Raw genomic sequence first — 25,390 nt, 5'->3', positions numbered from 1 at the left:
TTTGTTTCCCATAGCGAGACAGGAAACCGAAGATAGAGGCATCGAAAAATCGGTGGATATTTTAAGGTTCTGCTTGTCTACAAAAGCTTCTTTCGGAAATGTTTAGGACCGTACCCGCGCCAGGGAACGTTTAGCCGCCGCAACCACCTGTGAACTGTCTAAACCGTAATGCTCAAACAGTTCACCAGGTGCGCCCGGCAGACCAAAACCGTCTATCCCGATACTTTCGCCATTATCGCCAACCCAGTTCCGCCAGGAATCTACTATCCCTGCCTCAATCGAAACTCGAGCTTTAACTGCCGACGGTAACACCTGTTCCCGATAGGAAGCATCCTGAGATTTAAACCATTCCATACAGGGAACGGATACTACGCGAGCTGCTATATCTTCTTTAGCTAGTTCTTTACGGGCTGTAAGAGCGTGTTGAACTTCAGAACCAGAAGCCATCAGGATAACATCAGGCTGCCCATCGGTATCAGCTAGAATATATGCCCCCTTTGCCACGTTTTCAGCGCTAGCCAAGGCATCGCTTCCCGCACCCTCCATATCTTCGCGTTCATAGGTGGGAACAACCTGGCGGGTAAGGATTAACCCTACCGGTCCTCTTTGCCGCAAAATCGCAAGCCACGCGGCTGCGGTCTCGTTAGCATCCATCGGTCTAACAATCGCCAGATTAGGAATAGCCCGATAGGACGCTAAGTGTTCAACTGGTTGATGAGTTGGCCCATCCTCGCCAACCCCGATAGAGTCATGACTCCACACATAGGTTACCGGAATGTTCATTAGGGCTGAAAGGCGTACCGCTCCGCGCATATAATCGCTGAATACAAAGAACGTACCTCCAAAAACCCTGGTTAAACCATCAACGGCTATCCCGTTCATTACCGCAGACATCGCGTGTTCGCGCACCCCAAAATGCAGTATCCGACCATAGGGATTACCCTTCCATTTCCCAGTTTGCGCAGATTCTGGGATAAAGCTGGTTGAGCCGGCAATAACCGTGTTATTTGATTCCGCTAAATCAGCTGAACCGCCCCAATATTCGGGCATAACAGAACCGATGGCGGAGATAGTTTTTCCGGAAGCCGCCCGCGTGGCCAGAGCTTGTCCGGCAGGGAATTGGGGGAGAACTGCCTCAATTTCATCAGGTAGTTTTCCAGCTAAAATACGTTCTAAAAGCTGATTTTTATCCGGGTTTGCTTGTTTCCATTCTGCAAAGCGTTTATCCCAATCTAGATGGGCGTTTTTCGCGCGTGAGGCAGCATTTTCGCGGGTATGTTTTAAGACTTGCTCATCAACGACAAACATCTTTTCGGGGTCAGCGCCCAAGGCTTCTTTTAATCCCTTGAGTTCTTCTGCCCCCAGCTTTGCTCCGTGAATTACTCCAGTATTTTGTTTAGAGGGGGAGGGCCAGCCGATTATGGTTCGTAAAGCAATAATAGAGGGCTTGGTTTTCTCGGCTTTAGCCGCACAAATCGCTTCATCTAGGGCATTAACATCTTCTTGGTAACTGCCATCTGCGTTTAACCAATCGACCCGCTGAGTGTGCCACCCGTAAGCCTCATAGCGTTTTAGCACGTCCTCTTGGAAAGAAACATTAGTGTCATCTTCAATGGAGATATGGTTGTCATCCCAGATGACGATGAGGTTACCCAAATCCTGTACGCCAGCTAGGGAAGAGGCTTCCCCGGAAATACCCTCCTGGAGACAGCCATCACCAGCAATAACATAGACATTATAGTCAAAAGGACTCTCGCCAAGAGGCGTTTTCGAATCTAGCATTCCGTGGGCACGCCTTGAAGCCATAGCGAATCCGACACCTGCGGCAAAACCAGAACCTAGTGGTCCGGTAGTGATTTCCACCCCTTTGGTGTGCCCATACTCGGGGTGACCTGGGGTGTAGGAACCGAAAGTGCGGAAATTTTTCAAATCTTCTAGCTCCATGCTTTGACCAGCCAAATAGAGCTGAATATATTGCAAAAGTGAGGCGTGACCAGCGGAAAGCACAAAGCGATCTCGCCCTAACCAATGTGAATCTTGCGGGTCAAAACGAAGATGGCGCTGATAGAGCAAATAGGCGGCAGCAGCTAAAGAAATCGGAGTTCCCGGATGTCCGCTACCGGCTTTTTCTACAGCGTCACCAGCCAATATTTTCGCCATATCGACTGCTTTTTGATCCAGGTTGTTCCACTGAAGTGCCATTCGTTGTCTGTCCCTTCCGACATTATTGCGCGTGGATTTTTCTCCGTCTTTGATGGTAACAGTTTGTAAAACGAAAATACTTCTAAATAGCCTTCAGTAGCAAAAGTGCAGATAAGTAAAATTGGTGACGCATTTGTTCTCACCCCCTAAACCTCAATCCGATAATGTACATTATGTCAAGTAAAGCGATAAAGGCAGCCTTACCCTTTTTCCCGCCACCCAAGCGCCACTCCTCTACGCCCTCGCCAGCAGTAAAAACCCAAAATAGTGATGCTAAATAACTACGTAGTTTGCAGTTTCCACCCCTTAAGAGTTTGAATAACAACAGAAACATTTCTCGGTATTAAAGGAGAAAAACTGCCATGGCAGCTGGCAATCCACACAACCCACCTCTTAATGCTTCCCAAGCAGATTCCACCTTAAAAAATAAGCAAAGAACTAGCGCAAAACACCCAGTAAACCAGATACCTTCTCCGCCGCGAACCGCGCTGTTATCAGTGCAGCATGTACTCGCTTTTTACGCCGGTGCGGTGGTAGTTCCCTTGGTGGTTGCGGGCGGATTAAAATTAGACCCCACCACTACTGTGCATCTGATTAACGCTGATTTATTTACTTGCGGCATCGCGACCTTGATTCAGTCAATCGGCTTTTGGAAAATTGGTGTGCGCCTGCCAATCATTCAAGGGGTAACTACGATGGCAATCTCCCCTATGATTGCCATTGGTCTGGCAGTAAATCAAGGCGGCGGCGTGGCGGTGCTGCCAACCATCTATGGCGCAGTAATCGTTGCTGGTCTATTTACTTTCTTCGCCGCCCCCATTTTCGCTAGGCTGATTAGATTTTTCCCACCTTTAGTAATCGGGATTGTGCTTACCACTATGGGTACCACCTTGTTGGGAGTATCAGCAGCTGACGTTATCGGACACGCCGACGAACAGGTTCCTCCCCTGCCGGTTTCCTTACGCAACCTGGCTTACGCTTTAGGTACTTTAGCGATAATCGTCCTAATTCAGCGTTTCTTCAAAGGTTTTATGGGGACGCTGGCCGTACTTGCCGGTCTGATAATCGGTACCGGGGTGGCGGTAGCCTTAGGAGATGCCTCTTTTAGCGAAGTCTCGAACTCTTCCTGGGTAGCAGTTACTACCCCATTCTATTTTGGTTGGCCAAAGTTTTCTTTAACCGCCTGTATCTCCATGATTGTGGTAATGCTGCTCACCATGGTGGAAACCACCGGGGACGTGTTTGCTACCGGGGAGATTGTCGGTAAACGCATCGGTAAAAAAGAGATTTCGGCTGCTCTGCGCGCCGATGGGCTTTCAACCACTTTGGGAGGAATTCTTAATTCCTTCCCCTACACCTGTTTCGCTCAAAACATTGGTTTAGTGCGTTTAACTAAGGTTCATTCCCGCTGGGTAGTAGCATGTGCCGGGGTAATCATGATTGTACTAGGGATTATCCCGAAGGCGGGAGCAATCGTTGCCTCTATCCCCTCTCCGGTGCTGGGTGGAGCTTCCTTGGCACTATTTGCCAACCTGGCTTTGGTCGGAATTCAAACCCTGTCAAGGGTAGACCTATCCGATACCCGCAACGCCATTATTTTGACTACCTCTATCGGTCTTGCCATGTTGGTGTCTTTCAAACCGGCGATTGCCGGGGCTTTCCCGGCTTGGGCGCAGATTTTCTTTGCCTCGGGAGTAACCGTTGGTTCAATCACCGCGATTGTATTGAACTTGTTATTCTTCCATGTTGGGCCACAATCTAAGGGCGAGGACGTGGCGCTGGGGGCTAGTGGTAAACGGCGTTCGCTACAGGAAGTTAATGCCATGAGCGACCAAGATTTTGTTAAGACCTTCTCGGGTCTGTTTAATGGGGTTACCTGGCCGCTGCTTTCAGCAGCACAAATGCGTCCTTTTAGGGATACGGGCGAGCTCAAAGAAGCCTTGCAAGACGCGGTGCTGCTAGCCGACAAAGAGCTACAAAACCAGCTAATTTCAGCTTATCCCGATGTCACCATGATGCTTACGGTCAGCGATCATGATGCCAAGAAGATTTCTCAAGATGTAGGCTCGCTAGCGCTGGGAGAGCTCTCTGAGCACCAGCGCAGCCAGTTGCAAACTTTAGAGACTTCCTACCACGAGAAATTCAATCTACCTTTGGTGGCGTTACTTTCTCGGATGGGCTCGGTAGAGGAAATTATTAAGGACGGGCTGCGCCGCCTAGAGAACTCTCCGCGCTTAGAGCGGGTGGTTGCTTTAGGGCAGGTGGTGGAAATCGCCAATGATCGTTTCGAGATTATGATGGCGGATGCGAACCCGATTCGATCGGCCTGGAGCCGTAAGTTCGAGCAACTTGATTAACCGGTGTTAAATCCTGGGGAAGCGCCTAGTGCTTCCCCAGGATTTAACATTTACATTTACCGGAAGTTTTGGTTTCGTATCGCGTAAATACTGTTCTTTTTGCTTGCCTTTTTATTTCCCTATTCGAGGGCGGTGAGCTAGCTAAACACTAAGATTTTGGCGATTTATCCCATTTCGCATCATAACCGCCAGGAGTGGTCCACACCTCAGTGGGAAGCTCCCCCGGCAGATAAGTATTGTCTTTTGAGCAAAATATCGGATCGGGAATATCTGGATTCTTCATTTGGGCACGGTAATCCCGCAAAGCTCCTACTGCCCATTTACCTAGGAATAGCAGGGCTACCAGATTTACCACCGCCATTAGCGCAGTCGCCCAATCGGCAATAGACCACACCGATTTCAAGGGCAAGACTGCTCCGATTGCGGTAGAGGCAATCACCAACAGTTTCAATGGTAAAGCTGAACGCTCCACACCAACAATGAATTTATAGTTGGTTTCCGCGTAGGTATAGTTACCTAAAATGGTGGAATAGCCAAAGCAAACCATCATCAACATTACAAACACAAACACCACGTTTTGGGTGGTGTTATTAGAGCCTAGAGAAGTAATAATCGATTCCATCGTCAGCACTGCCCCATCATCCTGGCTTTGTTTATCCCAAAACGGTGCCGACATTAAAATAATGAACGCAGTAGAGGTACATACCAACATCGTGTCTACGAATACCCCCAGCGCTTGAATCATGCCTTGGGTGGCGGGGTGGCGCACCGTAGCAATCGCGGCGGCGTTAGGAGCTGAACCCATGCCGGCTTCATTAGTGAATAACCCCCGCTTAGTTCCGGTGGTAATCGCGGCAATAAACGCTCCCCCAGCTCCGGCTACTGCCGGGGGAAGATAAGTATTGCTTTGCCCAAAGGCTCCTAAGAAAATCTCTCGGAAGACAAAGGGAATCCGCTCGTAGTTCAGGATAATAACTAAAATCCCCATACCTACATATAGCAGCGCCATAGCAGGAGCGAGATATTCGGATAGTCTAGCGATTTTCCGTACCCCACCGACCACTAGGGGCAAAGTTAAAAGCACCAGAATTAACGCAGTTGCCCACACCGGAAAACCTAGATAATCAGAGCTGGCAAGCTGAGAAATAGAATTCGCTTGAATCATTTCGAAACTGAAACCATAAGCAAAAATAAGCAGTACCGCGAATACAATCCCCCAGGCACGAGAGCCGAGACCACGCTGAATATAGAATGCCGGTCCTCCCCTAAAAGTGCCGTCACCATTGCGTACCTTAAACATCTGCGCCAAAGTAGCCTCTATAAAGGCAGTAGCCATTCCGACTAGCGCGACCACCCACATCCAGAAAACAGAGCCAGGACCGCCCGCCACCACCGCGAGAGCTACCCCGGTAATAGAACCGGTACCTACCCGGTCAGCTAGCCCAATCGCAAACGCTTGGAAAGAGGAAACCCCGCCCTCGCTACCGGATCGAGAGCGAGTAACAACTTTCAGCATCTGAGAAAACATGCTCAGCTGCATACCCCTAGTGCAAATAGTGAGCCAGATTCCCACTCCCAGCAAGGTGACCATCAGTAGCCATACCAGTGAGTTTGCGTAGATGGTGTCCAAAACGGCAGAGATAGTTTCATTTACCTGTTCAAAGGTACTTAGAGACTCTTTAGAGGTAAAAATCGGCATAGCGTACTACTCCTTTATCTAGGATGCTGGTCTAGCTGCAAATATCTAATAGCGCCTAAGACAGCGAAACTTCCTTAAATATACTTGCCTAACCCCTTAGCTAATAAATCCATATACTTTATTAGCTTTAGATGGCTCCTAGGAGTAGTAGATTTACTATCCGGCGTTTCGCCGCGCCCGCGCAGCAGCGAGTTCATCAGGAACTATCAGTTCATCCTTGATGGATTCTACCGGCAAGGCTGCTAAGGTTCCCTCGATTTCCCGCCAGACACGACCTACGGCGATTCCAAATACCCCTTGCCCCCCTTGTACCAGGTCAATTACCTCGTCAGTGGAGGTGCATTCGTAAACGGAAGCTCCATCAGACATTAGGGTAATTGCCGAGAGGGATTCCACTCCTCGTTTAGAAAGCGCTTCGACCGCTATCCGGATTTGCTGCAAAGATACCCCGGTATCTAGTAGCCGTTTGACGATTTTCAGCACCAAAATATCGCGGAAAGAATAGAGGCGATGGGAACCCGAGCCTTTTGCTGAGCGAACTGTGGGTTCAACCAAGCCTGTCCGTGCCCAGTAGTCAAGCTGCCGGTAGGTGATACCCGCTGCTTTACAGGCAATTGGCCCGCGGTAACCGGTTTCGGTATCGAGATCTGCTAAGGTATCTCCAAATAGCATTCCTTGTGAACGCTGCGGGCGCGGATGCCTATCCATGGGGGAACTCCCTGACGATTGATTAACTACTGTAACTAACGGTATTTTCTTTCCCCTGACCGGTCAAGAACCTTTTTCGGAAAGTCTCAAGCTTTACTTGAGGTTTAGTTCAGTTTTTCTGCCGAAAGGCGTACCATCTGCAAAAATAGCTGAGCTGCCACTTCAGAAAGTTCTTGGGTCTGTGCTAAATGTCGCGCCTTAGCCACTGTCCCCCCGCGATAGCCAACCGGGCTGGACGCCCTCTCTACTAAATCAAGCAAACGCAGAGCCGTGGTTTTCAAAAATCGCAACTGGCGCGGAGGAATCCCCTCATCAACTAAAAGACTCGCAAGTTTGACAATCTGGTGGCTGCGAGCAGAAAAACGCCCCGAAAGATTGGGGGCTACTAAACCAGCCTGTACGAAACTATCAAGCTCAGCAGTAGAAATCCCGGTCAAATCTAGAAGTTCTCGGGTGGAAAGAGTTCCATCCGTGCTGGTAGCAGCAACAAATTTACCCTCGGAAGCAATCAGGCGTGCAACCTTTTGTTCTGGTTCCACCTCATTTAAGGTTCGCCCGGCATCCAGTTGGGCAAGCTGTTCCCGAATCAGACGCAGCGGCAAGAAAGAATCACGCTGACGAGACAGACAGTAACGAACTCTCTCGATATCGGCAGCAGAATACTTTCGGTAACCGCTGGCGGTTCGGGCTGGGGACACTATTCCCTGATCTTCTAAAAACCGCAGTTTCGATACCGAAACGGTTGGAAACTCACCCTTTACCTGCTCAACCACTTTACCGATAGAAAATACCGGTTTATTGGATACGCCGACCGGCCAAGTGCCGGCGGTAGGCTCTGACTCTAAGCGACGCTGGGACGCTGCGGACTGCAACTTTAGGAGTCCCTCCGTGAAGCATAGTAAACCATCCGGTACTTGCCTATCTGTACACTATCGCCAGTCTTTAGCTGCGCAGATTCAACCCGCTCCCGGTTTACGTAGGTACCGTTCAAAGAACCAGCATCCCGTACCGCATAACCGTTACCTTCGCGCACAAAGTTGGCGTGTTTCCGCGAAACGGTCACGTCATCTAGGAAAATATCGCACTTGGGTTTGCGTCCTACCGAGATTTTCTCGGAGTTAAGCAGGAAACGCGCACCTAGGTTCGGCCCGCGTACTACTACCAGCAGGGACGACCCCTCAGGAAGCTCCGCAATGGTTTTACGGGCATCTTCCGACAGAGAACTGTTACCTGGCAGGTCATCATCCCTGATGGCGCCGATAACGGCGGTGGTTATGGGATCTGCCAAGTTGTTTTCGCTCATGGAGTTCTCCTGTTGGAATCGTTCGGGTGGTCAGATTGCCACTTAGACCTTTCAATGTTAGCGCAAAGTTTCATTCACGTCACCGCTTTATCACATCTTGATAACGAAAATTTTGGTGTCAAAAAGCAGGAAGCACCCAGTCGCTGATATAGTTTGCGCCATGAACGAACCCATATCGCATCTGGTCTTAACCTTGTCCTGTCCTGACCGTCCTGGAATTGTCCATGACGTAACGAAAGTGATTGTCGAGGTAGAGGGCAACATTGTCGATTCTCAACAGTTCGATGATCCCGAAACCGAAAGTTTCTTTATGCGGGTAGAAATCCACACCCGGCGCAACGTCCAGGAAGTTAGGGAGGCTTTTACCCCCTTGGCGAAGCAGTACTCGATGCGTTGGTCCGTCAATGAGGTCGGCAAGAAGGTTCGCACCATCATTATGGTTTCCAAAGAGGGACATTGCCTGTCTGACCTGCTATATCGCCGCCGCAATCTGAATCTACCGCTCGAAGTGGTGGCAGTAATCGGTAACCACCCGGATTTGGCGCCTCTCGCCCAGTTCTATGATGCGCCCTTCCTGTGTATCCCGGTGACAAAAGACACTAAAGCAAAGGCAGAGGAAGAACTGCTCGCCCTCATCGATGCGGAAAATGTGGAACTGGTGGTGCTTGCCCGTTATATGCAGATCCTTTCCGATAAGGTTTGCGAGCGCCTGCACGGCCAAGTAATCAATATCCACCACTCTTTCTTGCCTTCTTTCAAGGGGGCACGTCCCTATCACCAGGCGCATCAGCGGGGAGTGAAACTAATTGGGGCAACTGCTCATTTCGTAACCCCCGATCTAGACGAAGGTCCGATTATTGCCCAAGAGGTGATTCCGGTTTCGCACCGGGACTCTACTGCTTCCATGGTGCAAAAGGGGCAGGATGTAGAGCGTAGGGTGTTGGCTCAGGCAGTGACTTGGTATTCCCAGCGGCGAATCCTGCTAAACGGTAACCGCACTGTGGTTTTTGAATAGGGCGTGCCTACAGATAGGGAGTGCCCTGCGTTTTTGCGCACAGATTAGGCTATTTTCGTATAGCTAAACCCATTTGCAGGCAACCGCATTCGAGGACGATTTACCAGAAGAAGAAACCTTGCCTACTTTTGGCACTTCGGGCACCAATAGCTGCGTCTACCTGCTAGAACCTGTTCGCGAATTGTTGTTCCGCAACGCCGACAGGGCTGCCTCGAACGCTGGTAAACCCAAAAACGCCCTTGAGAGGGATCATCAGTAGTACAAATTAATCCCTCTTTTAACCCCCTACGCATTTGGGAACGCAGGTCTTCCCATAGAGCTTGCAATCGTTTGACCGAGACTTTAGCCGCCTGCCGGTTCGGGTTAATCCGGCAACGAAACAGGCATTCGGCGCGGTAAATATTGCCCGGGCCCGCAATAAAGGATTGATCCATTACTACTTCGCCTATCCGGCGAGCAGTTTTGCGGGCACGCTCAATAAAATCCTCATCTGTGCAAGAATCCACCAGCGGATCAGGGCCGAGGCGGGCTAAAATTTTATCTACCCCCTCTTTATCTAGCAGTTCGCACTGGTTAGGACCAGACAAATCGGCTACCGCTCGCGAAAACTCTAGCCGCAGCCGCACATTTTCGCCGGGAGGTAAAGGCTTAAAATCTCCTTTAACTTCCGAATAGGTATCGCCAGGGTGTTCTCCGGGCATCCGGGGCGCTCCGATGTGACCAGGTAGGGTTATCCCCTGCCCGGCCTGAAACTTCCAAGAACCATATAGACCCAGATGTACATGCAAAGTCGCTGGCTGCGGAACCTCAAAATCTAGGAACAGGTGTTTACCCCACGCCCAGGGGCGAGTAATTTTTGCGTTACCGAGGGCGGCCGCGCCCTCAGAAAACCGTCCCTGTGGGGAAGATGCCCGCGCAATACCGAGTTTCGATAGCTCGGTAAAAGCGATGGCTAAACGATGAATAGAATGTCCCTCTGGCATATTATGATTCTTTCCTGTCAGCTTCCGTTTGCCAAACCGCTTGAATTATTTAGGCTTAAAACATGAGTGAAACTACCCTGGGGAAAACCCCTCGCGTGCAAGACGACCTATACCGCTATATAAATGGAAAATGGCTAGACACTTACGAAATTCCACCTGACCGCGCAGTAGATGGTGCCTTTCGCAACCTGGTTGAAGATTCGCTGCTTAAGTGTCGCAAACTATGTGAACAAGCTGCTTTAGGAACGCTAGCTCGCCTGGAGAACAGCGAAATCAGTCAGGAACGCTGGGACTTTGATAGTGCGCGTATCGGGAAACTGTTTGCTGCCTACCAGGATTTAGATTCCCTTAACGCCCAAGGGACAGAGCCCATCGCCCCCCTATTATCAAAACTCTTAGCAGCTGACAGTCACGATGAACTAGCCAAAATCTTAGGTGAGTTGGAACGAGAGGGAATTGACTCCCCGGTGGCTTTCTTGGTCAGCGTAGATGCCGAGAATCCCTCTCGCTATATTGCACAGTTTTACCAGGGCGGCCTCGGCTTACCCGATGAATCCTATTACCATCAGGATGAACACCAGGAAATTCGGGAAAAATACCGGGAATTTTTGGCTAAAATGGCCTTAGAAAGCAAAGTTTGCCAAAGCGGGGAAGAAACCGACTTTGCGCAGGAAGTGTTCGATTTTGAGACTAAGCTAGCGGCTCATCATTGGGACAGTGTGCGTAGCCGGGACGCGCAAGCTACCAATAACCCCACTACTTTCGAGGAATTTAGCGATAAAAATAGCGGGTTCGCTTACGCTGCTTGGGCGCAGGGGCTTGGTCTTAAACTCGAAAATAAAGCCTCCCCAATTAATCTTTATATGCCTTCCTACCAGGAAGGATTTTCGAGCTTATGGGCCAAAACTGATTTAACAACCCTAAAGCACTACCTGGAAATGAAGATTGTGCTCGCCTTTGCGCCCTATCTAACTGAGACCTTGCAAGAACTGCGTTTTTCATTCTACGGAACTATTCTTTCTGGCACTCCTGAGCGCCCGGAGCTGTGGAAACGCGCTGTTGGTACGGTTGAGAGCGTCCTCGACCAAGCATTAGGGCGCGCCTGGGTGACCTATCATTTCCCGCCCGAACACCGCGCCACAATGGAAAAACTGGTAGATGAACTGCTAAAAGCCTACGCCAGCGCGATTCAAAAACTGGACTGGATGGGGCAAGAAACCCGCGAGCGCGCCCTTGAAAAACTTGAAAAGTTTACTGCGAAAATCGGATACCCCACCGTTTGGCGAGACGATAGTGGTCTTAGCTTCAATGACGGCGATACTTTGGTCGATATGATTCGCGCCGCTAGCGCTTTTGAAACCGATTTTCAGCTCGGGCGAATAATGCAACCGGTTGATAGAGAAGAATGGCATATGAGCCCGCAGACGGTAAACGCCTATTATTCGCCGCTCACTAATGAAATCGTTTTCCCTGCCGCGATATTGCAGCCTCCATTTTTTGACCCGGAGGCTTCCTGGGCTACCAATTTTGGAGGTATTGGCGCGGTAATTGGTCACGAAATCGGTCACGGTTTTGATGATCAAGGCTCTCACTATGACGGGGACGGGAAACTTAATGAATGGTGGACCGAAGCTGACCGGGAGGAATTTACCAAACGGACCGGCGCCCTCATTGCTCAATATGACCGTTACACCCCCACGGAACTTATTGGAGAGGACGTACACGTAAATGGGGCTTTAACCATTGGGGAAAATATCGGTGATTTGGGAGGACTAGCGATAGCTTTTCAGGCTTGGAAGAATGCCCATCCGGACGAGGGTAATCTAGCCCCAGAGTTTTTCTTCTCGTGGGCGCTGGTTTGGCGCACCGCTATCCGCCCGGAAGCTGCCCGCCAACGCCTGGTGATTGATCCACATTCACCTGCCGAATTCCGCTGTAACGGGGTGGTACGTAACTTGGATGCTTTCCACGAGACTTTCCAGACCACGCCCACCGATAAACTCTGGATGGAGCCAGGCGAGCGGGTAAGAATTTGGGAATAGCCACTCATACAATCAACCCGTAAAATCAAGCCATACAATAGTTTCAAAAACAGGAGAGGAAATGCCGGGGAAGAACCTGACAAAAATTGAGGCACAAACACGCCAGAACGTTATCGGGAAAGTGGCTTACACCGTCCAGGTAGAGCTATCGGAAAATGGGGAAACTTTTCCCTCCCGCACCGTGATTGATTTTGAAGCTGAAGCGGGCGCAAGCACTTTCGTGGATTTAATTGCCCCTAAAGTGCGCTCCATCCAGCTAAATGGACAAGATTTGGGGACTGATTGTTATCGCGACAGCCGGATTGAGCTTAGCGACCTGAAGGCGGAAAACCATCTAGAAGTGGTGGCTGACTGCGCTTATATGCATACTGGCGAGGGCGCGCACCGCTTTACCGATCCGGCCGATGGCCTCACCTATGTTTATACCCAGTTCGAGGTACCCGATGCCCGCCGGGTATTCGCCTGTTTTGAACAACCCGACCTGAAAGCTACCTACCAGTTCAATGTGAGCGTACCGGCAAGCTGGACGGTGCTTTCCAATATGGATACTCCCGAACCGGAGTCGTTAAAAGTAGAGCGGGCAGGAGAGGAGAAGAAAAATCTCTTCCGCTTCGCCCCCACCCCCCTACTGTCTAGCTACATTACCGCCCTGGTTGCCGGTCCTTACCATAGCGTGAAATCGGTACTTACCAGTATTGATGGGCGCACTATTCCCTTGGGGGTTTACTGCCGGCAATCGCTAGCTAAATATCTGGACGCGGATTTTGTATTCGAGCAAACCATTGCGGGGTTCCGTTTTTACGAATCCCGCTTTGCTCGCCCCTATCCTTTCAGTAAATATGACCAGATTTTTGTTCCCGAATATAACGCGGGGGCAATGGAAAATGCTGGCTGCATTACTTTTAGAGATGAATACATTTTCCGCACTAAACCTTCTGGGGCGCAGCTAGAGCAGCTTACCAATACGATTTTGCACGAGCTGGCTCATATGTGGTTCGGGGATTTAGTCACTATGAAATGGTGGGATGACCTGTGGCTAAACGAATCATTTGCCGAGTTCATGTCGTACTGGTGCATGGCAGAAGGGACTTCTTTTAGTGACGCTTGGACCGGGTTTACGATGCGCAAAGTCTGGGGGGTTAATTGTGATCAGCTGCCCACTACCCACCCGATTGTGGCTCCTATAACCGATTTGGCGGATGTGGAAGTCAATTTCGATGGCATCACCTATTCCAAAGGCGCTTGCGTGCTGCGCCAATTGGTTGCTTATGTTGGTGAACATAACTTTTTGGTCGCCCTCCACAACTATTTTGCCCAGCACGAGTATTCCAATGCGACCCTTGCCGATTTCTTGGGTGAGTTAGAAAAAACCAGCGAACGCTCCCTTAAGGATTGGAGTAAAGTCTGGCTACTTCAAGCCGGTATTACACAACTTGAATCTCGCATTGAGCGAGACAAAGACGGTAAAGTTAGCAGTTTTGAAATCCTACAGTCCCTGCCTCAGGAGGGAACCAGTCTACGCCCTCATGCCACTACCGTGGGTGCTTATGATTTTGATGCTAACGGGAAGCTATGTCTTGCGCGTCGCGCCGACGTGGATATTAAAGGTGAGGTAACTGCAGTTCCGGGGCTAGTTGGCACTAAACATGACGTATATGTGCTCAATGACCAGGATTTGGCGTACGCCAAGATCAGGTTCGATAAGGATTCTTGGAATCTGCTACATACGCATGTCGGTGGTTTCGTGGATTCTCTGCCCCGAGCAGTGGTGATGTGTGCCGCTTGGGATATGGTGCGTGATGGGGACTTGTCGGCTTCTAAATATCTTGAAATGGCACTGGGAGCGCTCAAACACGAATCCAACTCTTCTGTGCTCAGCGGTATTTTGCGTCATATTCAAGGTGCTCTTTGCTACTATGCAGCCAATCCGGATGGCGCTCAAAGAATGTTGGCTCCCGCTCTGCAGGCTCTTGCCGAGGACGCGCAGCCCGGTTCTGACCGGCAACGTCAGTTGGTGCGAGCATTCTTGCAGGTAGCTGGGGCTCGTGAGGTGCAAACAGTTAAAGACTGGTTTGAAAACGCTTCGGTTTTGGACGGGGTAAACGTAGATACGGATTTGCGTTGGGATATGCTTTTTGCTTTAGCAGCTAATGGGCAGGCCAACGCGGATATGATTCGTAAAATGGCAGAAAGTGACGACACTATTACCGGTCGGGAGAATGCTTTCTTGGCGCACGCTGCCCTGCCGGGTCGAGAGAACAAGGCGCAGTGGGCACAGCGGGTTCTGGAAGATACTTCTTTGACCAATGGGCAGATTGATGCTTTGACTGCCGGGATTGCGCGTTCCCTCTGGCTGCAACCAGCAGATGGTGCCGATATGATCGAGCCTTATTTTGCGGCGCTGGGCGATATTTGGGATCAGCGCACCATGCACATTGCTGAGTCTCTGGTTGGCGGGCTTTACCCCTTAGCTCTCCAAAGCCGGGAAGGCTTTGACCTGGTAGAGCGGACAGAGCGTTGGTTGGCAGAGAACCCAGATGCCGATAAGGCGCTGCGCCGCCTGGTACTAGAAGAACTAGATGGGGCGCGGCGTTCGCGCAGGGCTCGCACTGGTAAATAGTTTGAATCTTCATATTTACCTGGGGTGGAGCTTTAGGTTTGCTCCACCCCAGGTTTTTACTCCTAGGTAAACTACCCGCGTATGGTTTGGGTTAGTTTTTTGGATACTGCCCGCTCGATTTGTGCGGTAATAGCGGGTTAATAGCTGAAATCATCTTCTAATCTTCAAAGGAGGTACGCCGGTTTGCCCTGCCTGCGCTGATTTAACGGAAATCTCGGGATTTGGTGGGGACTGGCAGATTTAGCGGCTCGATTTTATCGGCTAGCAGGGCTAGGGCTCCGTCTTTGGCTTGCAGCACTCCTCTGACGATTAGGGCGTTTTGGCTGAGGGCGAGGCGGCGGTAACGCTGCCAGCAACCAACTTGGCAGATCACGTTTACTAGCCCGGTTTCGTCCTCTAAAGATAAAAACACTACCCCTTTGGCGGTGTGGGGGCGTTGGCGGTGAGTAACTATCCCGGCGCACCGGATACGTTTGCCGGCTAACTGCGGGCGTAACCCAGCGGCCGGGAGGATTCTGCGCCGGTTAAGTTCTGGCCTGAGCAGTTTCGTGGGGTATCCCCACAGGCTGATCCCCAGGGCTAAACTGTCCCATTTTACTTGCTCCCCGGTAGTTAAGGGCGCGAAATGTGGCGCGGTTTCTGTAAGGGCAAGCCCTGGCAGTTCTAGCTGGTAGAAACGGTTTTGCGGGGCGGCTAGCAGGGGCGCACGCCAGAGGGATTCGCGGCGGGTCACCCCCAGGGAAGACAGTGCCCCTGCGGTAGCCAGAAGTTCTAAGGCAGATGTAGGCAACTGGCTACGGGAAGTAAAGTCCTCTAGGGTTTTAAAACGCCGCCCACAGTTGTCATTGCGAGCGGCAAGAATTTTTTCTATCCAAACCGGGCGTATTCCGCGAATCTCCGCTAGCCCCAGCTTTAGCGAGGCTAAATCGGTTCCGGGGATGGAATCCTTCTGAGAAGTGTTCACGTCTGGGCGCAGAATTTTAAGGCCGTGGCGGCGCGCATCGGAGATTAATGATTGCGGGGAATAAAAACCCATCGGCTGGTTAGCGAGGATTGCGGCATAGAATACCGCGGGATAATAGGCTTTTAGCCAGGCAGAAGCATATACCAGGTAGGCGAAGGAAAAAGCGTGCGATTCTGGGAAACCAAATTCGGCGAAACCGGACATTTGTGCCCAGATTTTTTCTTGTACCGGTGGCGGGATCTGGTTCTTTTCCATGCCTTTGAAGAACTCGGCACGCAAATCGGCTAAGTGTTCTCCCGGGTTTTTGCGTCCCATTGCCCGGCGCAGGTTATCTGATTGGGAGCCGTTAAACCCGGCGGCATCTTTGGCTATCCGCATTAGTTGTTCTTGAAAAAGTGGCACCCCCAAGGTGCGTTCCAGGGCGGGTTTTAGCAGCGGATGCAGGTAGGTGACTTTTTCGCGCCTTAAGCGGCGTGCCAGATAAGGGTTTACGGCTTGCCCTTGGATAGGGCCGGGGCGTATCAAAGCAACTTCGACTACCAGGTCATAGAAACATTTTGGTTTTAGCCGCGGCAAGGTAGACATTTGGGCGCGGGACTCTACTTGAAAAACCCCAACCGTGTCGGCTGCCTGTAATAGCTGGTACACGCGCGGGTCTTCCGGAGGTAGGTTATGCAGGCGCCAGGGCTTTCCGGAGGGCGATTTTTCGCCATGCGCTTCTAAAGTTTCAAACGCGGTACGTAGCGCCCCCATCATTCCCAGGGACAGTAAATCGATTTTCACTAACCCGGCTTCGGCGCAGCTGTCTTTATCCCATTGCACCACGGTTCGCCCTGGCATATTTGCCCAGTTAATCGCGGCTACTTCGGTGAGTGCTTTATCGGAAAGCACCATTCCACCACAGTGGATCCCCAGGTGGCGCGGAAGTTTTTGTAGCTGCCCCGCTATTTTTTGTACGTTTTCCGGTAAGGAGTTGCGGTCTAGTCGTGCCCATTTGGCGGCAGTTCTCGCGTCATATCCGAGGACGCGGGCGGCGTCTTTTAGGGCGGCTCGCGGACGGTAACTAATCACATTAGCTACTTGAGCAGCGTTTTCTCGTCCATATTTGGCGTAGACGTGCTGAAGTACTTTTTCGCGTTGGTTAGATTCAATATCCAGGTCAATATCGGGTAGATCTTTACGGTCTGGGGTTAGGAAGCGGTCGAATAGCATTTGGTGGCGTACCGCATCTACCGCGGTGATTCCCAGGCAGTAACAGACTGCGGAGTTGGCGGCGGAGCCGCGTCCTTGCACATAGATACCGGAGGAAAAACAATAATCCACTATCTCTTTTACGATCAGGAAATATCCGGAGAATCCTTTTTGGAAAATCACTTTCAATTCTTGCTGAATTGTCTCTGCGGCTTTTCCTGGCACCGGATCCCCGTAGCGGCTACGCGCTCCCTGCCAGGAAAGCTGCTCCAGGTAGGAGTCGGCGCTATAACCGGGCGGCACCCGGGCTAAAGGCAGATGCGGCGCGGGGGTAGAAAAATCAAAAATCAGGTCTTTACCTATCTGGGCAGCGTTATCGACTGCGCCCGGAAATTGCCGATGAATCCGAAGCATCTCAGCTTCGCTACGCAACATGGCATGGCAAGCCGGCAAGTCGTCTTGGATTTTATCGAGAGGACGCGCCAGGCGGGTAGCGGTCATAACATCTGCTAGGCGTTGACTGGCAGGGTTAGCACAGCGGGCAGCGCTGGTAGCCACTAGCGGCAGCTTAGTTTTGCGCGCCAAGTGATCTAGCTGTGCCGCTAGGCGCTCTTCCCCATCGAAACCAGCTAAGGCGGCCTCTACCGCTATGTTTTCTGCCCCAAACAGCTCTTTTAGTTGTTCGAGGAAGCGGGTAGCCGCCGCGATTCCAAAGCGGTAAAGCACGCTCCGCAGCGGCCCGGCGCGGGTGCCGGTTAATACTAGCCACTGCCCTTTTGCCCACTGGGCTAGTTTGGCTAGGTTTTGCCGGTCTGCTTCGCGTCTGCCGGCAGCTAGGTGATGGCTACTGATTGCCCCGGTTAAAGCGGAATATCCCTGGCTAGAGCGGCAAATAATTGGCAGATGGGTTTCGTCCTCTAAAGTAAATTCGCACCCCGGCAGGAAGGGCAGTTCGGCTTGGCGGGCAGCGGCGCGCGCCTCCATCAAACCGTAAACTCCGTCATAATCTAGCAGCGCTAGACCAGATAGCCCCAGCTTTTTCGCCCCGCGCACCATTTCGCGCGGCGAACACGCCCCCACTGCAAAGGAATAGGCAGAATGGGCGTGCAACTCGATATAGCCGCTCATTTTTGCCCCTCCCAGGCGTCTAGCCACCAGGAGGATTTGCGGTACACCAGCAGTAAGGTTTCTTCTTCGCCGTAAACCCGCAGAAAGATTCGCGGTCCTAGCCGACTGGGAGCATCCTGGCGCCACCACTGTCCATTTATAGGCCAGGGACCTTCGGTTTTTTGCACCTCGATTTTCCGTCCAGCCACCTGCACCCATTTGACCGGGGATTTTAACTGTCCGTCACGTCCGGGCAGGATTTTCCGTCCACGACTATCGATAATTCCGACCGGTTTGGGGTGCATGAACACTATTTCCGGGGCTACCCCACTGAGCGCCCCGATTCTAGGGCGCGGCCGCCTTTGAGCGCCCCGCTCTTGCCAAGTTTTTAGTTCAATCACTGAACGCGGATCGTATCCACTGGTTAAATGCGGTACCCGCACCCCGTTTTTACCTAATAAAGAGCTGGCATTGCGGGCTGCCTGATCTACTTCCTGAGGAGGATCCGTGTTTCGTCCCCAAAGCGGGGTCATTGCCTGGCGGGCCTCTACCGTCTTTAAGGGATGCAGCTCTATCTGGGAGACCGCCCCCAGGGCTTCGCTGCCGCCGCCTCCAACTGTAACTGTCTCTAACTGGTGTTTTATCCTCGCTACTAGATCTTTGCTGCTGACCTCTACCCCCAGGTTCCAGCTGCGGCTAAGTACTTTCCCGTTTTCGCAGCGGCAAATAAACTGCACCTGGGTGCACCCCTGCCCGTTTGCGCGCAGGCGGGCATACATTTCTACTACTAATGCCCGGGCTGGCAGTAACAGCTGGGTGAGGGAGCTGGCGGGCGGGGTGAAGAATTGGTAGAGACCGGGTGAGGCGGGCGCGGTTTTTACTCTGGCTGCGTCCTCTAGATTTTCCCCGCTAGCTAAGTCGTAACTAAGCGCCCCCAGGGTGCCGAACCGGCGAATCAGCGCCGGGCGTCCCAGGGCGCACATTTGCCCCAAAGTGGTGATTCCCAGCTGGGTTAGGCTGTCTGTCATTTTTGTTAGGTACTGGTCGGAGAAATCAAATCCGCTTATTTTTATCCCCGGACGCAAGAAAAATCCCAGGCTACTTAGGGGTTGCGCACTAAGAAACGGCATTAGCTGGGAATCAGAAACCAGTAGCTGTTCGCGGGCAGATAGGCTCGCCGCTAAAGTACCCCGCGCGATTCCGATTTGCACCGCGTATCCTATCTGCGCTAACTGCTCGGTTAGCTTTTCGGCGAGATCGGATTCTGCGCGGCGCTGACTGCGACTTAAAGCGGCGGTCACCAGCCCCGGAAACCAACACTTGGGGGAATAGAGTTGCTGGGTTGCGCCCTCGATAACCGGTTGAAACGCCAGTTCCGCAGCTGCCAGTGAGTAGGGTTTTTCTTTCAGGGAGGGGCAGAGGACGCGCGCTTGCTTTAGCCGCATCTGCGGCCTGATTCCGGCGGCGCGCGCGGGAGCCGTGACTGCCTGCACCCGCCCGCCACTGCATAGCGCCACCGCTTCATCTAGGGGGAGCTTAGCGGCTTGGGCTGGCCACTCGGGGATATAGAGGGCTAGTAATCTGTCATTCATCGCATCCTCCTCGCCTTAATCGGGATAGTTAGGAGGAACCCAAGGGTCAGGCACGCTCCTAATAACGTCGGTGGCGGGGTTGCAGAGTGTAGAGAATCCATCACGCACTCACCTTTATAGCGGTTACTGCCCCAGGGGAACTTGTCGAGTGCCGGGCGCTAGCTTCTAGGGAGATAGCGCCCGCCCAGGGCGGAGCAGACAGAATTACGCAGCCGGAGCGGCGCGCTTTCGCAGTTAGAATCCGTTGTTGCTGCGGGCCATAATCTACCATCCCGATAGCCAGGACTGCCGTGCAGGGAACGAAAAGTTGGGCGCATGCCAGGGCGCTGCCGCCGGTATAGGGAATGGTGATTACCCGCCTTAAGTCCAAGCCGATTTGCCAGGCTCGCTGCCAGCCCAGATCTGGAAAATCTAGGAATACTGCCCAGCCGCTCTCCCCCATTTTTTCGGCGGCCAGCTCTAGCAGCCCCGCCCCGCCCGCTACCTGTTGATAAGCGCTAGCCAGCGGCTTTACCGGGCGAGAACGGTTCGCCAAGACCCGGCGCGCCCTTTCTAGGCGCTGCAACTGAGCAGACTTATCGAACATACGTTCGATTATAGGGAGCCTCCCCCAATTTGTCACCCCTTTTTCCGGGAGTGCTTTTAGCGCAGAAAATCTACCTTTAAGAGATACAGATTAGTGGCTCGGACTCTAAAAGAGATCTGAGTGGGATCCGGTTGCAACTAAGGACAGCACCAGCACGTCGTCTTGCTTATAGCAAATCAGCAACCAGTCTGGTTCGATATGACACTCTCGATGTTTTACCCAGTTACCAGTTAGCGCATGGTCTCGACACTTTTCCGGTAAAGGAGCATCGCTCGCCAGAAGGTCAACGATTCTCTCTAGTTTTCCGAGGTCTTTTCCCCGCTTTTTAGCAGCTTTCAGTTATTTGCGAAACTGCGAGGACTACTTAATGGCATAGTGCGTCATTAGTCGCCCTCGCTAAGAGCGGCAGCAAATGCTTCATGGGCGCTTGCGTAGCCGGGAACGCGAGGGTCTTTGGCAATCTGTTCCGCCTCTAACATGGCGGCAATCGTCTCCCTATTGGGGTTGCCTAGTTGAATCTGGAAAGGAATGGCACGCTCGCGGATAGCTTGCCGCACGAAAACGTTAAACGCGGTAGAAATATTCATTCCCATCTCACTAAATAGCTGATCCGCCTCTTTTTTCAAGGCTGCATCCATACGAATACTGATATTTGTTGTAGCCATAAAAGACCTCCTTTTACGTGCATAGTATGCTAAACGCACGAATAAATCAATACTTTTCACGACAGAAGTAGTATTTACAAATTACAGATAGACCCGGTAGCGTCTTCGCCACAACGACTGCACGCAAGTTCCCAGGGCAGCAGCAACCACGGACATTTTCTGGGGATACTTTCAGGGTAGAAAATCTACCTTTGAGGAGGGGCGGGAGGCTCGAAATCTGCCCGCTTGGCACGGGTTTTATACCGCTTAGTTCAGATTACTTGTACTGCCGGCATTAAGGCTTTTAACTGTAAGTAGCAGATACGCAAACGTCCTGGTTTTGCGCAATATTGCCGGTAAGTGCAAGAGGAAAGGAGTTGGAACGGAATGAAATTCACGCTCACGATTGATCCCACCGTAACCGAAACTATCGTGACGGTAACGGCGCGGGAGGTCGATGCTGAGGTGCAAGCGATTCAAAGGCTCGCTTCCGGTAGCTTGGATAGCTCTTCCTCCCCCGCAGTCGAGCGCCCGCTTCGCCGCCTCATCGGAACAAGCGGCAATGACGCCACGGTGTTGGAAGTGCGCGCGATACTCGCGTTCTTTACTAAAAAGAAAGCGGTGTTTGCCCACACCAGTAAGGGTGATTGGCGGATTAAAGCCCGAATGTATGAACTCGAAGAATCTCTACCTGCAGGCGATTTTGTACGTATTTCGCAATCGGAAATTGTCAATATTGCCGCGATCAAGAAACTTGATCTTTCTTTCGCGGGAACGATTAGTGTCCAGCTAAAAGATGGCTCTCGTTATTACGTTTCCCGCCGGCAACTTCCAGCTTTCAAGTCCAAGCTCGGAATCTAACCCCCCGAAGAAAACCTCTAACTCACACAAAGGATAAAACCCATGGAAACTAAAAAAATAATTGGTCTCACCCTGGTAGGGGCTTGCATTGGGATCACTATCGGCACCAGTATTGAACTTATTTTTTCTTCTCTTTCTTCCTCTAGCTATTACCCTGGGGTCCCAGAATTCTTAAACAGTTTTGGTAACGAAAACGTGGCAGTATTAATTGAGCGGCTTATTTACGCAGCCTACGGCATCATTAGTAACTTCGCTGGGCTGCTTTACCGTAACGAAACCCGCCCGCTCATCCTCAACACCGCCCTGCATTTCGGAATCATACTTATCTGTGGGATTGTAGCTGGCAGCTACCTTAAATGGTGGGGCTCTAGCTTCGATATGCTCGGGGTAATCATCATCATAGTGCTTATCTATCTACTGATTTGGCTATTCAATTGGCTAGTGGATCGCGCCGAAGTCAAAAAGATGAACCAAAAACTGCAATAAACTCTCCTCCCGGATTCCCGTTTACTCAAATAGGTAAACGGGAAAATCCAAAACAGAGAATAGAGAATATGGTTTTAGGCGCCACTAAACCGGGCGGGGCTGGGCGGGATATTTAACCTAGGAAGAAAGCGGTTAGCGATTCTTAGCGGCTAGTCGTTTTGTAGCCGGTCTATTGAGCCATTAGCTCACGCCGGCAAGTAATGCGCCTAGTCATTTCTGCCATCAACTCACGCCAGTTGTCCTTATCATCATTAGGCGAATGTGGCAAAAGAATCGGATTACCTTGTTCGTCTATCCAAGGAGAAAGACACAACGGATCGCCCTCTTCCTGATTTTTCTTAAGCAGCTTTCGAAAAGGCGTAGCCACGTCATATTTTCCATCATCATTTCGAAGTTTATAGAAAAGAGACTCTTTATCTTGGTAATACTTCTTTAAAGTTAAATCCCAGTAATCCTCGGTAGCTCGGTTGTTACGCTTAACATTAAATCCATCTGGCACAATAATCAGATTTGCCGAAGTGTATGCTGAGCGAATAAATTCTTGCACAGTTTTTTCTTCGAACACTTCCCTGAATTCGTCAAAGTGCTTCAAGATTGCATCAAAAGTCTTTTTCGTTACATCTCCATTTTTGGTAAAGGTTTTTTCAATATCGGGCTTTTGGAACCACACATATCCATTTTCATTTTCTTTGTAAGTCTGCTGCAGAGCATACTTAAGGGTTGTCCACACCGAACACATCCAATCCCCCTGGACGTATTTAGACGGTCTCCGACTAAATGTGTTACGGCATTCACGAACAGTAATACCTAGACGCTCTCCCCACAGCTCTTTATAAAAATAGCGAGCTCCATCAGAGGAATCAGGATCTTCTACTCCTCCTCCTGCTTTGTACTCAAGCCACGTGCGGACGTGGTCACTACTCACTTCTTTAGATAGTTCGGGGTTCAGTAAAAAACAGTCGAGGTCAAAGAAATTGTTCATAACGCCACTTTAACGGTCGCTATACAAATCCGGAAGATGTTTGCACTAATGCCCCAGGGAGCCGCCTGGACTTTAAGAATGTTCCCGAAGCTACGCGACCACTATGGATCTAGACTGGGTGATTAGGCGCGGACACAGACCGCGTACTTATCGGTCTACCCGGGATAGAAGCGGCGATCTATTTGCTGGAAGCGTTCAGCTACTTTTTGGAACCTCCGCAACCTTCCTCGCGAAAACTATCTAAGCACCAGCTGCGCACCGGTTGAACGGAACATAGTAAAGGTGTCGCAATATTCTATGTCAAACGCTTCACACACGTCAGGAATTTTTATTCTATTTCTGGAGTTAGGTGCTGGGCGCTCATGAGTTACTACCGTGTATCCATGGACAGCAGTGAAGGCGATTAATAACGGATCTGCACAGTCCGCAAACTCCTGTGTCGCTGAAGTTTTATACCCCGTTTCTTCTGCCCAAGTTATAATTTGACTGAGGAAATCATAGATAGCTTGATCACCATAGACAGCAGTAAAAATACCTTTATGTGACTTCAGCTTTACCCAATATGCAAGTTCGTCACCCCTGGTAGTTAACTCATCATAAACCGGTTTAATACTGCAGATTTTCCCGGTCGCGTAGCTATGCTCTAGCCATTCCCAAAATCCTGGAGCGATATCGAATCCGTAATACCGGTTTTTGGCTTCGATAAAAACATTACTGTCCAGCACATACATTTAACCCACCGCCAGCTTTTCAGCCAGGTTACGGAAAGTTTGAGGCTTTTTGGTGCCGAGCATCCGAAAAGCATCTCGATAAAGAGTATTACCCTCCAAGGTAGAAACAATCACAGCGCGGGTAAATGTGGGAGAGTTACGCAGAGGCAGAGTTTTATAAAAATCTCCACCCCCAGTTTGCTTCCCCGTGCTACCCCTTTCGGCTATCGCGCTCAACTCCCGGCCATATAGTTCCTGATACTGACTCCAGCTAAGAAAGTTGGCATCAAAAAGGCTGCGTAGCGCCACCAGGACGCTGCAGCCAGCTTCGCGCGCAAGTTTAGTAACAGTTTCTTCGGTAACCTTGGTTCCGTGCACGCCCTCAAGAACATCCCTGGGAAGTAGGATCTCTCCCGCGAGTTGATTGCACCAGCGTTCCTCAGATTTTGCATTATTGGAATCGTTGAGAGATAAATTCGCGTCAGACAATGCGCTATGACCTAGCCAGATATGCCCTAGTTCATGTAATAGGGTAAAGATTCTCGCAGAATGACCGTCGGCTCCATTGACAAAAATAAGAGGCGCAATTTCATCACTTAAAGAAAAACCCCGAAACTCTTCGACACGTAGTTTTCTATGAGTATTGTTTCCTACCACCCCATTGGTAAGCACGAGGATTCCGAGTTCTTCAATCTTGTCGACTAAGTAGCGATACAAACTGGACATATTGCCAATTCGTTTTCGAGAATCAAACCCAAAGTCAAGGAGATCACTGATTTTAGCTGCTACTTCAATCACGCTATTACTCACGCCTACGGAACCTACGAAAGACAGTTTTTCTGCCTCATTGCTTAGGGCGTAGTCGCGATACCAATCCTGGGTGCGTTGCGCGTTGTAAATAGTGTCGAGCAGATCCCCGGAAGGCTGGTGAATCGCAGAATCTTTAAGCGTACGCATATCGGCTATAGGTAGATCTTCTTCGGGAGGAGTATCAAGAAAAAGAAATGCGAAAGGCGTATTAGTCTTGGCAGCGAATTTTTTTGCATCCGTGAAAGAAGGAGCACTAACGCCAGATACCCATTCAGGTAATTTCGGAAAATTTTTCTCGAGGTCAGTGACAGTTTTCCTGCTACGCGCCAAAGCCCACTCATAAAGAGGGGGCGCTATACGCACTTTCGCAGACATTATGCTTCCCCCTCGCACTTTAGAAAATGAGCAAAACCCACCAGACGATTTCTATTTTACTGGCAAGAGTGCCCAGACGGCAGCTTTTCCTGTTTTTTAGGGATGCAGGTAAGTAGTTCAGCCTCTAAAAATCGCCCTCTTCCTAGTTTTTCT

At 50.9% G+C, this 25,390-nt stretch carries 20 protein-coding genes; 6 read left to right on the top strand and 14 right to left on the bottom strand.

Annotated features, from left to right (window positions below; all coding sequences use genetic code 11):
* Positions 1 to 102: 102 nt before the first annotated feature.
* On the bottom strand, positions 103 to 2,202 hold the full coding sequence (tkt, locus tag PG728_RS02975) for a transketolase (protein WP_270625733.1): 2,100 nt from the start codon (positions 2,200 to 2,202) through the stop codon (positions 103 to 105).
* Between the two features lie 362 nt (positions 2,203 to 2,564).
* On the opposite strand from tkt, the gene PG728_RS02970 reads away from it, so the two are divergent.
* The gene (locus PG728_RS02970) at positions 2,565 to 4,559 is read left to right on the top strand and encodes a solute carrier family 23 protein (protein ID WP_270625731.1); all 1,995 of its coding nucleotides are present in this window, start codon (positions 2,565 to 2,567) and stop codon (positions 4,557 to 4,559) included.
* A gap of 148 nt (positions 4,560 to 4,707) precedes the next feature.
* On the opposite strand, the gene PG728_RS02965 is transcribed toward PG728_RS02970, so the two are convergent.
* The 4 genes from PG728_RS02965 to PG728_RS02950 form a co-directional block, all read right to left on the bottom strand.
* Positions 4,708 to 6,258: an alanine/glycine:cation symporter family protein gene (locus PG728_RS02965; RefSeq protein ID WP_270625729.1), complete on the bottom strand. Its 1,551-nt coding sequence runs from the start codon at positions 6,256 to 6,258 to the stop codon at positions 4,708 to 4,710.
* Between the two features lie 156 nt (positions 6,259 to 6,414).
* On the bottom strand, positions 6,415 to 6,966 hold the full coding sequence (locus PG728_RS02960) for a MerR family transcriptional regulator (protein ID WP_072509667.1): 552 nt from the start codon (positions 6,964 to 6,966) through the stop codon (positions 6,415 to 6,417).
* 104 nt (positions 6,967 to 7,070) lie between these two features.
* Positions 7,071 to 7,838 carry a transcriptional regulator FtsR gene (ftsR, locus tag PG728_RS02955; protein WP_270625727.1) on the bottom strand — a complete coding sequence of 256 codons (768 nt, stop codon included), beginning with the start codon at positions 7,836 to 7,838 and terminating at the stop codon, positions 7,071 to 7,073.
* Positions 7,839 to 7,840: 2 nt separating this feature from the next.
* A complete protein-coding gene (locus PG728_RS02950; protein ID WP_270625725.1) occupies positions 7,841 to 8,269 on the bottom strand; it encodes an FHA domain-containing protein in 429 nt (142 codons plus the stop codon).
* 160 nt (positions 8,270 to 8,429) lie between these two features.
* On the opposite strand from PG728_RS02950, the gene purU reads away from it, so the two are divergent.
* The gene (gene purU / locus PG728_RS02945) at positions 8,430 to 9,284 is read left to right on the top strand and encodes a formyltetrahydrofolate deformylase (RefSeq protein ID WP_270625724.1); all 855 of its coding nucleotides are present in this window, start codon (positions 8,430 to 8,432) and stop codon (positions 9,282 to 9,284) included.
* A 122-nt stretch (positions 9,285 to 9,406) separates the two neighbouring features.
* On the opposite strand, the gene PG728_RS02940 is transcribed toward purU, so the two are convergent.
* Positions 9,407 to 10,267 carry an Fpg/Nei family DNA glycosylase gene (locus PG728_RS02940; RefSeq protein WP_270625722.1) on the bottom strand — a complete coding sequence of 287 codons (861 nt, stop codon included), beginning with the start codon at positions 10,265 to 10,267 and terminating at the stop codon, positions 9,407 to 9,409.
* Positions 10,268 to 10,329: 62 nt separating this feature from the next.
* On the opposite strand from PG728_RS02940, the gene PG728_RS02935 reads away from it, so the two are divergent.
* Both PG728_RS02935 and pepN read left to right on the top strand, forming a co-directional pair.
* Positions 10,330 to 12,309, top strand: a complete 1,980-nt coding sequence (locus PG728_RS02935; RefSeq protein WP_270625720.1) for a M13 family metallopeptidase — start codon at positions 10,330 to 10,332, stop codon at positions 12,307 to 12,309.
* A 61-nt stretch (positions 12,310 to 12,370) separates the two neighbouring features.
* Complete coding sequence (pepN, locus tag PG728_RS02930) at positions 12,371 to 14,929, top strand: aminopeptidase N (protein WP_270625718.1); 2,559 nt, start codon at positions 12,371 to 12,373, stop codon at positions 14,927 to 14,929.
* A 202-nt stretch (positions 14,930 to 15,131) separates the two neighbouring features.
* Here pepN and PG728_RS02925 read toward each other — a convergent pair whose 3' ends face one another.
* From PG728_RS02925 to PG728_RS02905, 5 genes are all read right to left on the bottom strand, one after another.
* Positions 15,132 to 18,212, bottom strand: a complete 3,081-nt coding sequence (locus PG728_RS02925; RefSeq protein WP_270625716.1) for an error-prone DNA polymerase — start codon at positions 18,210 to 18,212, stop codon at positions 15,132 to 15,134.
* Positions 18,209 to 19,783 carry a Y-family DNA polymerase gene (locus PG728_RS02920; protein ID WP_270625714.1) on the bottom strand — a complete coding sequence of 525 codons (1,575 nt, stop codon included), beginning with the start codon at positions 19,781 to 19,783 and terminating at the stop codon, positions 18,209 to 18,211. The genes PG728_RS02925 and PG728_RS02920 overlap by 4 nt, the downstream gene beginning before the upstream one ends.
* Positions 19,784 to 19,883: 100 nt before the next feature.
* The gene (locus PG728_RS02915; protein WP_270625713.1) at positions 19,884 to 20,369 is read right to left on the bottom strand and encodes a hypothetical protein; all 486 of its coding nucleotides are present in this window, start codon (positions 20,367 to 20,369) and stop codon (positions 19,884 to 19,886) included.
* Positions 20,370 to 20,474: 105 nt separating this feature from the next.
* Entirely contained in the window at positions 20,475 to 20,708 is a 234-nt protein-coding gene (locus PG728_RS02910) for a type II toxin-antitoxin system YafQ family toxin (protein ID WP_270625978.1), read from the bottom strand.
* Positions 20,709 to 20,752: 44 nt separating this feature from the next.
* Complete coding sequence (locus tag PG728_RS02905) at positions 20,753 to 21,034, bottom strand: type II toxin-antitoxin system RelB/DinJ family antitoxin (RefSeq protein WP_270625711.1); 282 nt, start codon at positions 21,032 to 21,034, stop codon at positions 20,753 to 20,755.
* 366 nt (positions 21,035 to 21,400) lie between these two features.
* Between PG728_RS02905 and PG728_RS02900 the strand changes: the two genes are divergently transcribed.
* Positions 21,401 to 21,874 (top strand): LytTR family DNA-binding domain-containing protein, encoded by a 474-nt coding sequence (locus PG728_RS02900; RefSeq protein WP_270625709.1) that lies wholly within the window; start codon positions 21,401 to 21,403, stop codon positions 21,872 to 21,874.
* Between the two features lie 42 nt (positions 21,875 to 21,916).
* On the top strand, positions 21,917 to 22,360 hold the full coding sequence (locus PG728_RS02895; RefSeq protein WP_270625707.1) for a DUF3021 family protein: 444 nt from the start codon (positions 21,917 to 21,919) through the stop codon (positions 22,358 to 22,360).
* 169 nt (positions 22,361 to 22,529) lie between these two features.
* Here PG728_RS02895 and PG728_RS02890 read toward each other — a convergent pair whose 3' ends face one another.
* The 3 genes from PG728_RS02890 to PG728_RS02880 all read right to left on the bottom strand — a co-directional run bounded on the left by PG728_RS02890 (position 22,530) and on the right by PG728_RS02880 (position 25,237).
* Positions 22,530 to 23,342: a hypothetical protein gene (locus PG728_RS02890; RefSeq protein WP_270625705.1), complete on the bottom strand. Its 813-nt coding sequence runs from the start codon at positions 23,340 to 23,342 to the stop codon at positions 22,530 to 22,532.
* A gap of 236 nt (positions 23,343 to 23,578) precedes the next feature.
* The gene (locus PG728_RS02885; protein ID WP_270625704.1) at positions 23,579 to 24,073 is read right to left on the bottom strand and encodes a DUF4411 family protein; all 495 of its coding nucleotides are present in this window, start codon (positions 24,071 to 24,073) and stop codon (positions 23,579 to 23,581) included.
* Positions 24,074 to 25,237, bottom strand: coding sequence for an ImmA/IrrE family metallo-endopeptidase (locus PG728_RS02880; protein ID WP_270625702.1), 1,164 nt, complete (start codon positions 25,235 to 25,237; stop codon positions 24,074 to 24,076). It lies immediately after the preceding gene.
* Positions 25,238 to 25,390: the final 153 nt, after the last annotated feature.

Origin of the sequence: Varibaculum timonense (genome assembly GCF_027694345.1) — a bacterium.
Taxonomy (GTDB): Bacteria; Actinomycetota; Actinomycetes; order Actinomycetales; family Actinomycetaceae; genus Varibaculum; species Varibaculum timonense_A.
This window is presented reverse-complemented; position numbering and strand designations above follow the sequence as displayed.

What these genes read in the sequence shown, in the direction of transcription:
- tkt (WP_270625733.1), bottom strand. Translation starts at nt 2,202, where the DNA reads ATGGCACTTCAGTGGAACAACCTGGATCAAAAAGCAGTCGATATGGCG.
- PG728_RS02970 (WP_270625731.1), top strand. Translation starts at nt 2,565, where the DNA reads ATGGCAGCTGGCAATCCACACAACCCACCTCTTAATGCTTCCCAAGCA.
- PG728_RS02965 (WP_270625729.1), bottom strand. Translation starts at nt 6,258, where the DNA reads ATGCCGATTTTTACCTCTAAAGAGTCTCTAAGTACCTTTGAACAGGTA.
- PG728_RS02960 (WP_072509667.1), bottom strand. Translation starts at nt 6,966, where the DNA reads ATGGATAGGCATCCGCGCCCGCAGCGTTCACAAGGAATGCTATTTGGA.
- PG728_RS02950 (WP_270625725.1), bottom strand. Translation starts at nt 8,269, where the DNA reads ATGAGCGAAAACAACTTGGCAGATCCCATAACCACCGCCGTTATCGGC.
- purU (WP_270625724.1), top strand. Translation starts at nt 8,430, where the DNA reads ATGAACGAACCCATATCGCATCTGGTCTTAACCTTGTCCTGTCCTGAC.
- PG728_RS02940 (WP_270625722.1), bottom strand. Translation starts at nt 10,267, where the DNA reads ATGCCAGAGGGACATTCTATTCATCGTTTAGCCATCGCTTTTACCGAG.
- PG728_RS02935 (WP_270625720.1), top strand. Translation starts at nt 10,330, where the DNA reads ATGAGTGAAACTACCCTGGGGAAAACCCCTCGCGTGCAAGACGACCTA.
- pepN (WP_270625718.1), top strand. Translation starts at nt 12,371, where the DNA reads ATGCCGGGGAAGAACCTGACAAAAATTGAGGCACAAACACGCCAGAAC.
- PG728_RS02925 (WP_270625716.1), bottom strand. Translation starts at nt 18,212, where the DNA reads ATGAGCGGCTATATCGAGTTGCACGCCCATTCTGCCTATTCCTTTGCA.
- PG728_RS02920 (WP_270625714.1), bottom strand. Translation starts at nt 19,783, where the DNA reads ATGAATGACAGATTACTAGCCCTCTATATCCCCGAGTGGCCAGCCCAA.
- PG728_RS02915 (WP_270625713.1), bottom strand. Translation starts at nt 20,369, where the DNA reads ATGTTCGATAAGTCTGCTCAGTTGCAGCGCCTAGAAAGGGCGCGCCGG.
- PG728_RS02905 (WP_270625711.1), bottom strand. Translation starts at nt 21,034, where the DNA reads ATGGCTACAACAAATATCAGTATTCGTATGGATGCAGCCTTGAAAAAA.
- PG728_RS02900 (WP_270625709.1), top strand. Translation starts at nt 21,401, where the DNA reads ATGAAATTCACGCTCACGATTGATCCCACCGTAACCGAAACTATCGTG.
- PG728_RS02895 (WP_270625707.1), top strand. Translation starts at nt 21,917, where the DNA reads ATGGAAACTAAAAAAATAATTGGTCTCACCCTGGTAGGGGCTTGCATT.
- PG728_RS02890 (WP_270625705.1), bottom strand. Translation starts at nt 23,342, where the DNA reads ATGAACAATTTCTTTGACCTCGACTGTTTTTTACTGAACCCCGAACTA.
- PG728_RS02885 (WP_270625704.1), bottom strand. Translation starts at nt 24,073, where the DNA reads ATGTATGTGCTGGACAGTAATGTTTTTATCGAAGCCAAAAACCGGTAT.
- PG728_RS02880 (WP_270625702.1), bottom strand. Translation starts at nt 25,237, where the DNA reads ATGTCTGCGAAAGTGCGTATAGCGCCCCCTCTTTATGAGTGGGCTTTG.